This window comes from Methylophilus sp. (assembly GCF_052173275.1).
GTDB lineage: Bacteria > Pseudomonadota > Gammaproteobacteria > Burkholderiales > Methylophilaceae > Methylophilus.
The window spans coordinates 443793-457225 of record NZ_JBQMUL010000002.1 but is presented as its reverse complement, the minus strand read 5'-3'; the positions used below and the strand labels follow the sequence as shown (position 1 = coordinate 457225).

Annotated in this window: 14 protein-coding genes; 13 read left to right on the top strand and 1 reads right to left on the bottom strand. The window is 52.8% G+C overall.

Features of this window, described 5'->3' with window-relative positions; all coding sequences use genetic code 11:
• The first annotated feature begins 73 nt into the window (after positions 1-73).
• From ACTS9Y_RS03675 to ACTS9Y_RS03645, 7 genes are all read left to right on the top strand, one after another.
• Positions 74-1012 (top strand): hypothetical protein, encoded by a 939-nt coding sequence (locus ACTS9Y_RS03675; RefSeq protein ID WP_442584661.1) that lies wholly within the window; start codon positions 74-76, stop codon positions 1010-1012.
• The gene (locus ACTS9Y_RS03670) at positions 1009-1857 is read left to right on the top strand and encodes a PilN domain-containing protein (protein ID WP_442584660.1); all 849 of its coding nucleotides are present in this window, start codon (positions 1009-1011) and stop codon (positions 1855-1857) included. Before ACTS9Y_RS03675 ends, ACTS9Y_RS03670 begins: the two co-directional genes overlap by 4 nt.
• Before the next feature lie 10 nt (positions 1858-1867).
• Positions 1868-2581, top strand: a complete 714-nt coding sequence (gspM, locus tag ACTS9Y_RS03665) for a type II secretion system protein GspM (protein WP_442584659.1) — start codon at positions 1868-1870, stop codon at positions 2579-2581.
• Between the two features lies 1 nt (position 2582).
• A complete protein-coding gene (locus ACTS9Y_RS03660) occupies positions 2583-2972 on the top strand; it encodes a hypothetical protein (protein ID WP_442584658.1) in 390 nt (129 codons plus the stop codon).
• Between the two features lie 64 nt (positions 2973-3036).
• Positions 3037-4761 carry a pilus (MSHA type) biogenesis protein MshL gene (gene mshL / locus ACTS9Y_RS03655; protein ID WP_442584657.1) on the top strand — a complete coding sequence of 575 codons (1725 nt, stop codon included), beginning with the start codon at positions 3037-3039 and terminating at the stop codon, positions 4759-4761.
• Positions 4762-4769: 8 nt separating this feature from the next.
• Positions 4770-5660, top strand: coding sequence for an ExeA family protein (locus tag ACTS9Y_RS03650; protein ID WP_442584656.1), 891 nt, complete (start codon positions 4770-4772; stop codon positions 5658-5660).
• 19 nt (positions 5661-5679) lie between these two features.
• The gene (locus tag ACTS9Y_RS03645) at positions 5680-6915 is read left to right on the top strand and encodes a tetratricopeptide repeat protein (protein ID WP_442584655.1); all 1236 of its coding nucleotides are present in this window, start codon (positions 5680-5682) and stop codon (positions 6913-6915) included.
• Positions 6916-6951: 36 nt separating this feature from the next.
• Here the strand turns inward: ACTS9Y_RS03645 and ACTS9Y_RS03640 are convergent, their stop codons facing one another.
• The gene (locus ACTS9Y_RS03640; protein WP_442584654.1) at positions 6952-7638 is read right to left on the bottom strand and encodes a ComF family protein; all 687 of its coding nucleotides are present in this window, start codon (positions 7636-7638) and stop codon (positions 6952-6954) included.
• A 144-nt stretch (positions 7639-7782) separates the two neighbouring features.
• On the opposite strand from ACTS9Y_RS03640, the gene bioB reads away from it, so the two are divergent.
• Genes bioB through ACTS9Y_RS03610 form a run of 6 tightly spaced genes read left to right on the top strand, consistent with a single transcriptional unit; the run spans position 7783 to position 13391 of the window.
• Positions 7783-8817: a biotin synthase BioB gene (gene bioB, locus ACTS9Y_RS03635; RefSeq protein WP_442584653.1), complete on the top strand. Its 1035-nt coding sequence runs from the start codon at positions 7783-7785 to the stop codon at positions 8815-8817.
• A gap of 10 nt (positions 8818-8827) precedes the next feature.
• Entirely contained in the window at positions 8828-10003 is a 1176-nt protein-coding gene (bioF, locus tag ACTS9Y_RS03630) for an 8-amino-7-oxononanoate synthase (RefSeq protein WP_442584652.1), read from the top strand.
• On the top strand, positions 10000-10794 hold the full coding sequence (gene bioH / locus ACTS9Y_RS03625; RefSeq protein ID WP_442584651.1) for a pimeloyl-ACP methyl ester esterase BioH: 795 nt from the start codon (positions 10000-10002) through the stop codon (positions 10792-10794). Before bioF ends, bioH begins: the two co-directional genes overlap by 4 nt.
• On the top strand, positions 10795-11670 hold the full coding sequence (gene bioC, locus ACTS9Y_RS03620) for a malonyl-ACP O-methyltransferase BioC (protein ID WP_442584650.1): 876 nt from the start codon (positions 10795-10797) through the stop codon (positions 11668-11670). It abuts the gene before it with no gap.
• Positions 11671-11672: 2 nt separating this feature from the next.
• Positions 11673-12323, top strand: a complete 651-nt coding sequence (bioD, locus tag ACTS9Y_RS03615; protein ID WP_442584649.1) for a dethiobiotin synthase — start codon at positions 11673-11675, stop codon at positions 12321-12323.
• Entirely contained in the window at positions 12324-13391 is a 1068-nt protein-coding gene (locus ACTS9Y_RS03610; protein WP_442584648.1) for a rhomboid family intramembrane serine protease, read from the top strand.
• Positions 13392-13433 lie beyond the last annotated feature (42 nt).

Here is a 13433-nt window from a genome sequence, read left to right as displayed (position 1 = left end):
TATTGACTTTAAATGTTCATTGTTATGCATTGATTTTAAATAATAATTTCTTATAGAGAGTAAATGAATGTCTATGAGTTGGTTTAAACGACAAAAGAACAAGCAGCAGGTGGGGGTTAGCTTCACTGATATGCATGTTAGCACCGTGGCTTTAACGCCTGGGCTGGATGGCGCCAAACCAACCGTCTCATTTGCGGCGATTCAGCAGGTGCCTTTGCAGGCGGCGTCGACATTGCGTCACTTTGTGACCAAAAATGACTTAAAAGCCATGCCTTGTAATGTCATGCTGAACGTTGATCAATACAATGTGTTGCAAATAGAAAAACCCACCATGCCTGAATCCGAGATCAAGCAGGCATTACGGTGGAAAGTCAAAGATCTGCTGGATTATTCAGTCGAGCAAGCCGTGGTGGATGGCGTGAATGTGCCGGTAGACCCAGCCTATGCCAATCGCCAGCCAGCCATGCTGGCTATCTGTGCCAAAAAAGCCACTGTGACCCAGATTGGTAACCGGATCGTTGAAGCCGGGTTCAATTTGAAATCGATAGATGTGCATGCGCTGGTGCAACGTAACATCGCCAAATTACTGGAAACCGAAGACCGTGCCCTGGTCATGCTGACCATGTTGCCCAGAGGTTGCCTGCTGACATTTACTGCTAAAGGCGAGTTGTATCACGCTCGCCTGATCGAGTTGGATAAAGACTTTCTCAATGACAGGGGCGAGTTGTATCAAAGTAATTTTGATAAGCTGGTGCTGGAGTTACAACGCTCGCTGGATAGTTTTGACCGCCAATTCCCTTACCTGAGCCTCAATCGCCTGGTGGTTGCACCGGTCGCCAACCGGGATTACCTGGTGACGGGCTTGAGTACCAGCCTGTATGTGCCGGTAAATGTATTTAACCTGGAAGATATTGTCGATCTGCCGCCTAACCAGGATTTTGCCAGCCTGGAAAAACAAGCGATGTTGCTGCCGGCATTAGGTGCTGCCCTGCGTCAGGAGGCAGTCGCATGAGTCAGCAAGTCAACCTGTTTGAAAGTGGGCTGGTCAAGTCCAAAGACTGGTTTACATTAACGCTGGTTGCCGCAGTCTATGCATTGGCGGCACTGGCGATGGTTTATTTTTACACCGGCATCGAGTCTGAAAATGCGCAGCTGGTTGTACAGCGTGACCAGGCTGTCGCCCAGTATGAGTCTATGCAGAAAAAGGTGGATGAGTTTGCCCAGAAAGCCACGCCCGTGGATAACAGCAAGCTGGAAGCCGAACTGAAGAAATTGAACAGCCGGTTTGAAATGCAATCGCAGATCCTGGCCATTTTTCAGCAATCTATTTCCGAGAACGCTTACCATCTGATTGATTACATGCGTGCCCTGACCGGACAACAGCAGCCAGGTTTGTGGCTGACCGGTTTTAGAATCGAGCCTAGTGCACAACATGTCTCGCTGTCTGGCCAGGCATTGCAAACAGAAGATATCCCTTTGTACCTGGATTTATTGTCTGCGCAACGTGTATTTGAAGGCACCCAGTTTTCTGGGTTGCAATTTAAACAAGTCGAACTGCAAAAAAATGTGCCTGCGCCAGCAGCTGTGGCTGCCACCGCGCCACCTGTGGCCGCGCCCACGCCTCAGGCTTCAGGTAAAGGGGCGTCAGCCGCAGCACCTGTTGCAACGCCGGCGACACCAGCTGCCACAAGTGCACCTGTGGTCGAAGTGCCGGTGAAATTGCAGGTGTATGCGTTCGACGTCAAAGGCCAGGATTTACGCGATAAAACTAAAGCCGTGAGCGCGATGAGCTGGGATGAGTTTGTCGGTCAGACCGGGCGATCACCGCAATCCAAGCCTCAAGCGCAGCAGCCATAGGAAAGTAACGATGCGATTCGAACAGTTACATACACTTAACACTAAATGGTTGGCACTCTCTAAACGGGAGCGCTGGATGATTTTTGGTGCTGGTCTGTTTGCAGTAATCGGCTTGCTGGATACCTTTTTGCTGGAGCCGCAACGCGGTCAGCTCAGCAATACGCAGCAAGAGATTCTAAAAATACAGAATGATACAACAGCGTTGACTGAGCAAATGAGCACCATTGCCAGCCAGGCCCAGCCACAGCCCGCGACCAACGCTTTTCAGCATGAGATTGATGCAGTCAATGCAAAAATCAACAGCCAGTCTTCAGACCTGGTCAGGATTTCTGCCTATATGGTGCCGCCGCAAGAGATGGTGTTATTACTGAAGAAACTGTTGCGAAAACATACGGATGTGCAAGTGCTTGAAATGCAGTCACTGCCGGTCACCGATTTTATTGAAAAGCAAAGAAGACTGATCCAGGAGCAAACAGCTTCTGCCAACCCTGCACCCACCGGCGCGGAGGATATCTGGCTGAATGTGCCACATGTTTACCAGCACGCGGTGAAGGTGAGGCTAAAAGGCAAATACTTTGCGTTAATGGATTATGCGCAGTCGTTAAAAGCCATAGGCCAGCGTGTGGCATGGGAAACCGCGGAGTTGAAGTCAGATTATCCGGAAAATGAACTGACTATTCAGGTATATACCCTGAGTGGTGAAAATGCATGGTTGGGGATTTAGCATGCGCGTATTGATACAAGCATTTTTGATGTTAGGGCTCGCACAGGGCAATGCCTTTGCCGAGCTGGTTGACCCGACCAAGCCGCCGCCTGCCGTGCTGGAGTACTTGCCGAATGCAGAGTCGCAGGCAGAGAAACCATGGGTGCTGACCGCTATACAGCACAATGGCAAAAGCGGGTTTGCAGTAGTGAATGGCCAGATGGTGCAGGTGGGGGAGAGCTATAGCGGGTTCAAGCTGACTTCCGTGAAGAACCAGCAGGCTGTGTTTATCAGTAGCACGGGTGAGAAAAAAGTGATTGGGTTGGGTTTGACCAGCTATATCGTAGAAGCTCAGCCGCAGGTGAAAACAAAAGCAAAAACATCCAGGCACACTGGGAAAGTAAAGAAATAAAGTTATACATACCTGCATGTTGAATGTGTTCGACATCCAGGTTTATACACATTGAGAGACTGCTATGAAAACTTTTGTGAATACGTTGGGTTTGATGATCATCAGCGCCGGGTTGGCGGGATGTAACAGCAATCCGTTTGCGCCCAGTAATGTATCAATCAACTCTAAAATTCAGAGTGAACTGAGCAAATCAGCCGCCCAGGCAAAGGCACAGGTCGCGCCACCTCCTAAAGAGGTGACCGATGAACTGTTCGAGCCGCTGCGTATTGAGCCGCCAAAATCATTGGCCAAACGCGCCGAGCCAAGGTTCGACCTGGTCGTGAACAGAGCTCCTGCCACTCAGGTATTGATGGGCATCGTCTCTGGCAGCCCATACAGCATTGCACTCAGCCCTGAGCTCAAAGGCGATATCTCCATCAACCTGAGAGACGTGACCCTGTTTGAAGCGCTCAACGCATTGCGTGATCTCTACGGCTACGAATACAAAATGAGTGGCAAACAGATTTTTGTGGAGCCACAAACCATACAAACCCGTGTATTTCAGGTGAACTACATCACAGGTTCACGTAAGGGCACCTCAGCCACCAAAGTGACTTCAGGTTCAGCAAGCACCGGCGCTGGCGGATCAGGCCAGGCTACGGGGGCGGTTGGTACTCAACCTGTTGCAGGTGGCGGTGCAGCCGCTAATACACAGATTTTTGCATCTGATGTCAGTATGGGCACGAACAATGATTTCTGGGGTGACATGTCCAACTCCTTAAATAGCATGATTGGTGAAGAGAGTGGCCGCAAGGTCGTGATCAACCCCCAGTCTGGTCTGATTATGGTCAGGGCAATGCCTAAGGAAATCCGCCAGGTTGAAAAATTTCTAAGCCTGATGCAAGTGACAGTGGATCGTCAGGTGATTCTGGAAGCAAAAATCCTTAAAGTGCAATTGAATAAAGAATCGCAACAGGGGATCAACTGGTCATTTTTAAGAAGTGGCGCTCGCGATGTTACCTTTGGTAATGTTAACGGTAATACCAGGCTGGGTGAAACAGGTACCATTACCAATGGGAATGTTTCAAGCTCGGGCCCTAGCTTTTTATCTAATAACTCGCCTATTCCCCTTGGTGGTTCAGTATTTGCGCTTGCTGTACAAGGAGGTAATTTCTCAGCATTGCTCACTTTTCTGGAAACACAAGGCAATGTAGAGGTGCTGTCCAGCCCTAGGATTGCGACCCTGAATAACCAGAAAGCAGTACTTAAGGTGGGTAATGATGCATTCTTTGTGACCAACGTCAGAACCAACGTCACCACAAGTGCTGGTGCCGCAATTGTGACCCCTGATATTCAGTTACAGTCTTATTTTTCTGGCATTTCACTTGATGTGACGCCGCAGATAGACAAGAATGACAATATTATCTTGCACGTGCATCCGTTTGTAAGTGAAGTAACACAGGTCAATAGAACCGTGACGCTATCCGATGCTAACGGCGGTACTTATACCATTCCGACAGCCTCTTCCAATATTAATGAGACCGATAGTATCGTGCGTACCAGGGATGGTAGCGTGATTGCGATTGGTGGGTTGATGTCTGAGTCCGTTGATAATACCCGCACAAAAGTGCCTGGCTTGGGTGATATCAAGATTCTGGGTAATCTATTCCGTCAAAAAGGTGAGATTTCCAGAAAAACTGAGTTGGTCATTCTGTTGAAGTCTACTGTTGTACGCGGTGGAGATAGCTGGGCGCAAGATATGCTTGATAGTCAGGAGCGTATTGATAAACTGAGAGGTGAGAGCTTCTAGGAGCGGGCATGTACCTGCAGCATTTTGGTTTGAAAGAGTATCCATTCACCATCACCCCGGATACCAGCTTTTATTACGCGACACGCAGTCTGCAAGAGGCGTTGAACACCCTGCTGATTGCGATCCAGTCTGGCGAAGGGTTTGTCAAGATTACAGGCGAAGTGGGCACCGGCAAAACACTGCTGTGCCGCCGCCTGCTCAAAGCGCTAGAGTCCACCTGTAAAGTCGCCTTTATCCCCAACCCTTATCTCGACCCCCATGCCTTGCTCATGACACTGGCGACCGAGTTTGGCGTCGCTTTCAAGCCGGATTTTACTCACCATGACATGATAGACGCCTTGCACCGCAAGCTGCTTACCTATGCCGAAGAAGGTAAGCATGTGATTGTCTGTCTGGATGAAGTGCAGGCCATGCCTTTGGAAACGCTGGAAGCCTTGCGCCTTCTCAGTAACCTGGAAACCGAAAAACGCAAATTGATACAGGTGGTGATTTTTGGGCAACCAGAACTGGAAGAGCGCATTAATCACCCTTCCATCCGCCAGTTGCGCCAGCGCATCAGCTTTGAATATCACCTGAAAGGCCTGCAATGGTCTGAATTGGGGTTTTACCTCAACCATCGCATGCATGTGGCCGGATACCAGGGCGGCATGATTTTTACCCCTGCCAGCATGCGGCTGTTGTATCGCTATGCCAATGGCATCCCCAGGCTGCTGAATATTCTTGCGCATAAATCGCTGCTCTCAGCCTATGGTCGCGGCCAGCAAGGCGTCTCTGCCGAGGATGTGAAGGCGGCGATCTTGGATACGCAGGCCAGCGTAAAAGCACAACACCGCTGGTGGAGCCATGGCTTTAAATGGTGGTTGACCCTACATACAGCGTTAGCTGGTTTTGGCCGCTAACTGGCAGTGAGGAAAAGCAGTGAGTTTAATTAATCAGGTTTTAAAGGACGTTGAAGCCCGACAGGGCGGGACGACCACCGATGGCTGGGGCGGGCAACAGGTCAAGCCGGTTTTGTCACATTCTGCTTCTGGTTCCGGCCGTTGGGTCAGGCGTCTGATTGTGGCATTGATGCTGATAGGCCTGGGTGTATGGGGTTTTCTGCAGCGGGCTGAGTTGGCCTCCGTTTACCAGTCTGCGCTAGGTGACTTCATACAAAAGAAACCTGAGCCGGTTCAAGTCGCATCGCCGGTTAAGTCGCTGCCAGCGCCAGTGGCTACACCACCTGCGGTTGCTGCCAATGTCGAGAATCAAACGGTGGATGCACATCCGCAGTTAACAAAGTCATTGTTCAGCGAATGGCAGGCCGAGCTGTCTGCCTCTGTGACCAAGCCTGCGATCCGTCAAAAAATTACCCCTACGCCTGACAGCGCCAATCGCGCTGCTGCCAAGAGTGAAGCAGCGCCGCAGGTGGAAGGCGAGTTTTCAATCAAGCCAGCGGAAAGTAATCCTGGCACAGTGGTATCTGTCATTGAACCGCCAGTGGAATCCAATGCTGCTAAAAACAAGGCTGGTCCAGAAACCGCGTCTTCCGAATCGAACGGCACAGTGAGCAAGCATGTGCGGCCCGAGCAAGAAGCGAATGTACTGATCCAAAAAGCGGTAGACCATGAGCAAAAGGGTCGCCTGAGTGAAGCATTGGCGACCCTGCGGCAGGCACTGGTGACTTATCCGCAATCCGAGGATGCGCGCCAGTTGCTGGCCGCTTACCTGTTTGAAACCAAGCAGGAAACCGAAGCGGTGGCTGTGTTGCAGGCGGGTATTAAACGCTATCCTGAGCAGGCTGGATTATCCAAATCGCTGGCAAAATGGCAGCTGGCGCATAACCAGCCAGAAGCGCTTTTGCTGACGCTGAAGCCACATGCGAATACATTGGCGCGTGATGCCGAGGCGCAATGGATGCTGGCAATCGCCTATCAGCAATTGAATCAGCACCAGGCCGCTTTGCCATATTTTGAACGGGCACTGGCATTACGCCCCGGACAGGCGCAGTGGGTAGTGGCTTACGCGATTTCATTACAGTCCAGCGGACAAAACGCGCAGGCTTTGCAGCAATTACAAGCAGCACAAGGTATGCCTTTAAGTGATAGGTTAGCCGATTTCGTCGCCCAGCGTATCCGTCAACTCGGCGGCGCTTCGCAATCGCGTGACGAATAATCATTACCCCATCACGCTAGTCCCCTTCAATCTCCCTTAATTCTCTGTACCTTTCAAGGTACGGGCCACCACCAGCGCCGTGACGCGGCCAGCACCGGCCTGCTTGAGTGCATTCGCCAGCGCATGCATGCTGGCACCGGTGGTCATCACATCGTCCACAACCAGCACATGTTTTCCCTGCCATTGTTGATTTGAAGCAAAGGCGCCGCGCAGATTGCGAGTCCTGGTTTTCATATCCATGCCTGCCTGTGACAGCGTATCCACAATCCGCGTGCAACCGGTAATGTCTAACGGTATCTGCAACGCTGGCTGTAAATGCCTGGCCAGTTCCAGCGCATGGTTGAATCCGCGCTGCCGGACGCGATAGGGGTGCATAGGCATGGCCACCATTACGTCAGGTTTATTTCCCGATAATAAGGGGCTGAGATGTGGCAATATGCATCGCGCCAGTAGTTTTCCTATCGGCAATTGTTGATGATATTTGAATTGCTGCAACAGGCGGTCCAGCGGGTAAGCGTAGCGCAACGGGGCCAAGGTAGTGTCAAATGCGGGCGCATGCTGCAGGCAGACACCGCAGTAAGCACCGCTCAAAGTGGGTAATGCGCATTGCGGACAACGCTCAGATGTATACCAGGGCAATGAAGCGGCACAGGTAGTGCAGAGTGGTGCGTGTGTGATTTGTGGCTGTTTTTGTGCAGGCGCAGCACATAAGAGGCAAGGCAAACTGCTACTCAACCAATACTGCAACCAGGGCACAGGGCTGAGGTGATTAAAATTTAATCTGTTGTAAAATTTTTTCACGTGCTAGCGTAAACAACCTATAATTCAGCCCATTGAACACTCATCTTTTATACTTCTGCGATCATTATGGAACAACAAACTTCTTCTAGCGCTTGCAACAGCGAACTGCAAACCTCCATCATTAATATCGATGGCCTGAGAGCCTCCAGTGCCTGTGACCATCCTACCGTTGAACGCTGGTCGGTGGACGATATCGTGGCATTGTTCGAATTACCTTTTAATGACTTGTTGCATAGAGCACAACTGGTGCACAGAGAGCACCATGAGCCGAATGCAGTACAGGTGAGTACCTTGCTGTCGATCAAAACCGGTGGCTGTTCCGAAGATTGCGGCTATTGCCCGCAAGCTGCGCGTTATCACACCGAGGTTGAAAATGAGCCGTTGATGAAGCTGGATGACGTGTTGGCGGCGGCCAAAGCGGCCAAAGACAGCGGCGCCAGCCGTTTCTGCATGGGGGCTGCCTGGCGCGGACCAAAGCAACGCGACCTCGACCCGGTGCTGAAAATGATTGCTGAAGTAAAGGCCATGGGCCTGGAAACCTGTGCCACCCTGGGTATGCTGAAAGACGGCCAGGCCGAACAGCTGAAAGAAGCCGGGCTGGATTTCTATAACCATAACCTGGACACCGCGCCTGAGTATTACGGCGATGTGATCAGCACACGTACCTACCAGGATCGCCTGGATACCCTGGACCGCGTGCGCAGTGTCGATATCAACGTCTGCTGTGGCGGCATTATCGGCATGGGCGAGAGCCGCGCCCAGCGCGCTGGCCTGCTGGCGCAACTGGCGAATATGGAGCAACCGCCTGAAAGCGTGCCTATCAACTTGCTGACCCAGGTGGAAGGTACCCCAATGCATGGTACCGAGGCGCTGGATCCGCTGGAATTCGTACGTACGATTGCCGCAGCACGTGTCACCATGCCAAATAGTTTTGTGCGCTTGTCTGCTGGTCGCCAAAGCATGGGCGATGCTGTGCAGGCGCTGTGTTTCCTCGCCGGTGCCAACAGTATTTTCTACGGTGAAAAACTGCTGACGACCGGTAACCCGGAAGTCGATGCGGATAACGCGCTGTTTGCCAAACTTGGCTTAAAGAAAATCTAAGTGGCCGCACATGCTGGATTTTCTGCACGCTGACCTGGAAAAGCGTAAAACACTAGGCCTGACGCGGCAACGCCGCTTGCTGGATTCGCCGCAGGCTGAACATATCACCGCTAATGGTCAGCGGTTTTTGTCCTTTTGCAGTAATGATTACCTGGGGCTGGCGAATGACCCTGCGCTGGTGGCCGCATTGCAACTAGCAGCCGCTGAGGCGGGCGTTGGTAGCGGTGCTTCCAACCTGATCACCGGCCATCACCGCTATCATGATCAACTGGAGCACGCGCTGGCGACCTTTGTGAAGCAGCCGGCGGCACTGCTGTTTTCCACGGGTTACATGGCCAATATCGGTGTCATCAGTGCCCTGATGGGGCGTGACGATGCGGTGTTTTCCGATAAGCTCAACCATGCCTGCCTGAACGATGGCGCTTTTCTTTCGCGCGCCACGCATCACCGCTTTGCACACAATGATGTCGCCGCGCTGGAGAAGCTACTGCAGGCCAGCAGCGCGCGCCACAAACTGATCACCGCCGATGCGGTATTCAGCATGGATGGCGATATCGCGCCCTTGGCTGCCTATCTTGAACTGTGCGAACGGTATGATGCCTATCTTTACGTAGATGATGCGCACGGGTTTGGCGTGTTAGGCCCGCAGGGTCGCGGCACTTTGCAGCATCTTGGTTTGCAATCGCCACGCCTGATCATGATGGGCACGCTGGGCAAAGCCGCCGGTGTCGCCGGTGCGTTTGTGGCAGGTGAGCAGGTGGTGATCGATTATCTGATCCAGCATGCCAACAGCTATATTTACACCACGCCGGCCCCGCCGCCGTTATCGGCAGCATTACTCGCGTCGGTGCATGAAATTGAGCATGGCGATGCGCGCAGGCAGCAATTGTTTGCCATGATAGATTTACTCAAAAGTGAGCTGTCACTTACACGCTGGCACTTGCTTCCGTCAGAAACCGCAATACAACCACTGATCTTGGGTGGCAATTTTGAGGCGCTTGCGCTTAGCCAATACCTGCAAGCGCGCGGTATCCTGGTGCCTGCCATCCGCCCGCCTACGGTACCAGTGAATACATCACGATTGCGCATTTCCTTATCTGCTACGCATCGCGAACAAGATGTACGTGCTTTGATTGCAGCAATACAGGCAGCTGAACGTGACATTCCCGCCGGGGAGCCGGCATGAGTTGCTTTATAGAGATCATGGGGCAGGGCAAGCCATTGGTGCTGTTGCACGGCTGGGGCATGAACAGCGCGGTCTGGGAGCGCATCACCAAACGCTTGTCTGCCAACTACCGTTTGTTCCTGGTAGATTTACCCGGCATGGGGCAAAGTCGCCCGGTTACCCCATACCATCTATATAGTCTGGCTGAAACCGTGGCTGAAGAAATCCCTGGGGTCTCCACCATTTTAGGCTGGTCACTAGGTGGATTGATCGGGCAACAGATCGCATTGAGTCAGCCGGACCGGGTTGAGAAACTCATTCTTGTGGGTAGTAACCCGAGTTTTGTCAGCAAGCCGGATTGGCCACATGGCATTGAAGCCAGGCATTTTCAGCAGTTCAACGAGCGGTTTGAAAAAGACTTTCATGCGACTTTGCTGAATTTCCTCACCTTGCAATGCATGCATGCCAAAGATACCCGCAGCACGGTGCGCCAATTGCGCATCGCCTTTGCTGCCAAGCCTACGCCAACTCAGGAAAGCCTCAATCTTGCGCTGGATATCTTGTTGCAAACCGACTTGCGCGAAGAAATCAGCCGTTTGTACCAGCCCACCCTGATCATTCACGGTGATAGGGACACCCTGGCACCCGTGAGTGCCGCTCATTGGCTGGCCATGCATCTGCAACGGGCAAAGTTGCGTGTGATCGCGGGCGCGGCACATGCGCCGTTTCTTTCACATGCGGATGCTTTCTGCGAAACGGTAGAGACCTTTATGGCCGATGAGTTTACCGTGCGCGCTGTCGCGGAGAGCTAAATGCAGGATGAATATCTGATAGACAAGTCGCGCATGCGGCAGTCGTTCCATCGCGCGGCAAAACACTATGACGCCGCCGCCATCTTGCAGCGGCAAGTGCGTGAAGAAATGCTGAGCCGGCTCGATGTGGTCAAGCTGCAACCAGCCGTGATCCTGGATGCCGGCTGTGGCACTGGTCATGGCCTGAATGCCTTGCTCAAACAATATAAATCTGCGCAGGGTATCGCGCTGGATATTGCTGAAGGTATGCTGTCACGCAGCCGCGCCTTATTCCCCTGGTACCGCTTCTGGCAATCCACGCCGCGTTTTGTCTGCGCCGATATAGAAGCCATCCCATTAGCCACCGGCAGTGTCGATATGGTGTGGTCTAACCTTGCCATGCAGTGGTGCAATGACCTGGATGCCACCCTGCAGGAGTTCCGCCGTGTGCTGCGCCCCGATGGTTTGCTGATGTTTGCTACCCTGGGCCCGGATACTTTAAAAGAATTACGCGCGGCCTCAGGGGCAGACCATACGCACGTCAGCCGTTTTATCGATATGCATGACATAGGCGATGCCATGACGCGCGCCGGTTTCAATGCGCCGGTGCTGGACGTGATGCATTACACCCTGACTTACGATACCGTGGAATCCGTGATGCGCGACCTGAAAGCGATAGGCGCGCACAATGCGACTGCTGGACGCCCCAAGGGATTGAATGGCAGAGGTTTTTTACAGAAACTGCGCCATGGCTATGAGGGCTTTCGCCAGCAAGGGAAATTGCCCGCGACTTATGAAGTGGTGTTTGTGCATGCCTGGACTGGTAGCCAGCCTTATACCGCACCCGGCACCAGTCCTATCCAGTTAATGCCGCGCAAGGCTGACGCGCTGGAATAAAGATGACAATGACCACGTTGCCGCGACATTTTTTTGTGACCGGGACCGATACCGGCGTCGGCAAGACCACGGTGACAGTTCACCTGATGCAGCAATTGATTGCACAAGGGCTGACCGTGGTGGGCATGAAGCCGATCGCTTCCGGTTGCGAGTGGATAGATGGCCGCTGGCAAAACGACGATGTGATGCAGCTCATGGCTGCGTCTAACGTCCAGGCCCCGCCTCAGCTGGTCAATCCCTATTGTTTTCAACCAGCGATTGCCCCGCATATCGCGGCGGCCAAGGCTGGTATTGAAATTGAACTGGATGTGATTAAAACCGCTTACAACGAATTGACCAGGCTGGCAGACGTGGTGATTGTGGAAGGCGCAGGTGGCCTGATGGTGCCGCTCAACACCAGGCACAGCATGGTTGATCTGTTGCAAGCCCTTGCGCTGCCGGCACTGGTGGTGGTCGGCATGCGCTTAGGATGCATTAATCATGCATTGCTGACGGTGCAGGTTTTGCAGCAACAGCAGATCCCTTTTTGTGGCTGGGTGGCCAACCAGGTCGATCCAGACATGTCCATGCCGCATGAAAACCTGCAAACGCTGAATGACTGGTTACAGCAACCGCCAGTGTTGCATCTGCCTTATCAGGGGCGCCCCGTCTAAATGACACAGCACCCGAAAAATGACCATTCAGCGCTGAGCCAGATCGGTGTGCGCGCGGCTGTACCGCCGGTCACCAGGTTGCTGATCACCCTGAATCTGCTGGTGTTTGTGGTCATGCTGTGGGGCGGCGCCGGATTCTGGCACTCGCCGAATAATGTGCAACTGACCTGGGGCGCCAACTTTGCGCCTGCAACGGCTGATGGGCAGTGGTGGCGGCTGGGTTCGGCCATGTTTTTGCATTTTGGCGCCTTGCATCTGGGCATGAATATGCTGGCGCTATGGGATGGCGGCAAGCTGGTCGAACGCATGTTCGGCCCGGCACGTTTTTTAGGGATTTATGTCGTCAGCGGCATTGCCGGTAACCTGCTATCACTGGTGATCCAGGGCAATGAAGCAGTCTCTGGTGGCGCTTCTGGTGCCATTTTCGGCATTTATGGCGCGTTGCTGATCTATGTCTGGTACGCCAGGCATCAGATGCAACAGCTTGAATTTCGCTGGCTGTTCTGGGGTGCACTGGCCTTTTCAGCCCTGACGATCGCCATGGGCTTTATTATCCCTGGCATCGATAATTCTGCGCATATCGGCGGATTTCTGACCGGTATCGTGTTTGCCGTGCTGTGTTTGCCCGCCACGGCCGCCCGGCATTTGTATCTGCAACATTGGCGTGTCATCAGCGGCGCCAGCTGGCTGCTAGGCATTGCTATCATGCTTAGTCATCTGCCAGAACCCAAATACCGCTGGCACGAAGAGCTGGCCATCCGCAAACAAGTGCAAAAGTTTACCCTGATTGACCAGCAGACCAATCGCAAATGGAATGCGATCATGCTGGAAGGCCGCGAGGGCAGTGTCAGCTTTGATGACATGGCGACCCAGATTGATGAAGAAGTCGCGAATACCTATGAGGAAAGTTTTGAGAAGCTTTCTTCACTCCCAGATGACCCTAACCTGCCATCTGCGGCCTTGCTGGAACAAGCTAAGGCTTATGCCCTGAAGCGCAGCGAAGACAGTAAAGCGGCTGCAGATAAATTACGCAATATTCCGTTTACGCCTGGCCGACCAGCACAGTAAACACGCAGGCAAGCGTGTTTGCTGACGTGTACTCAATCACTG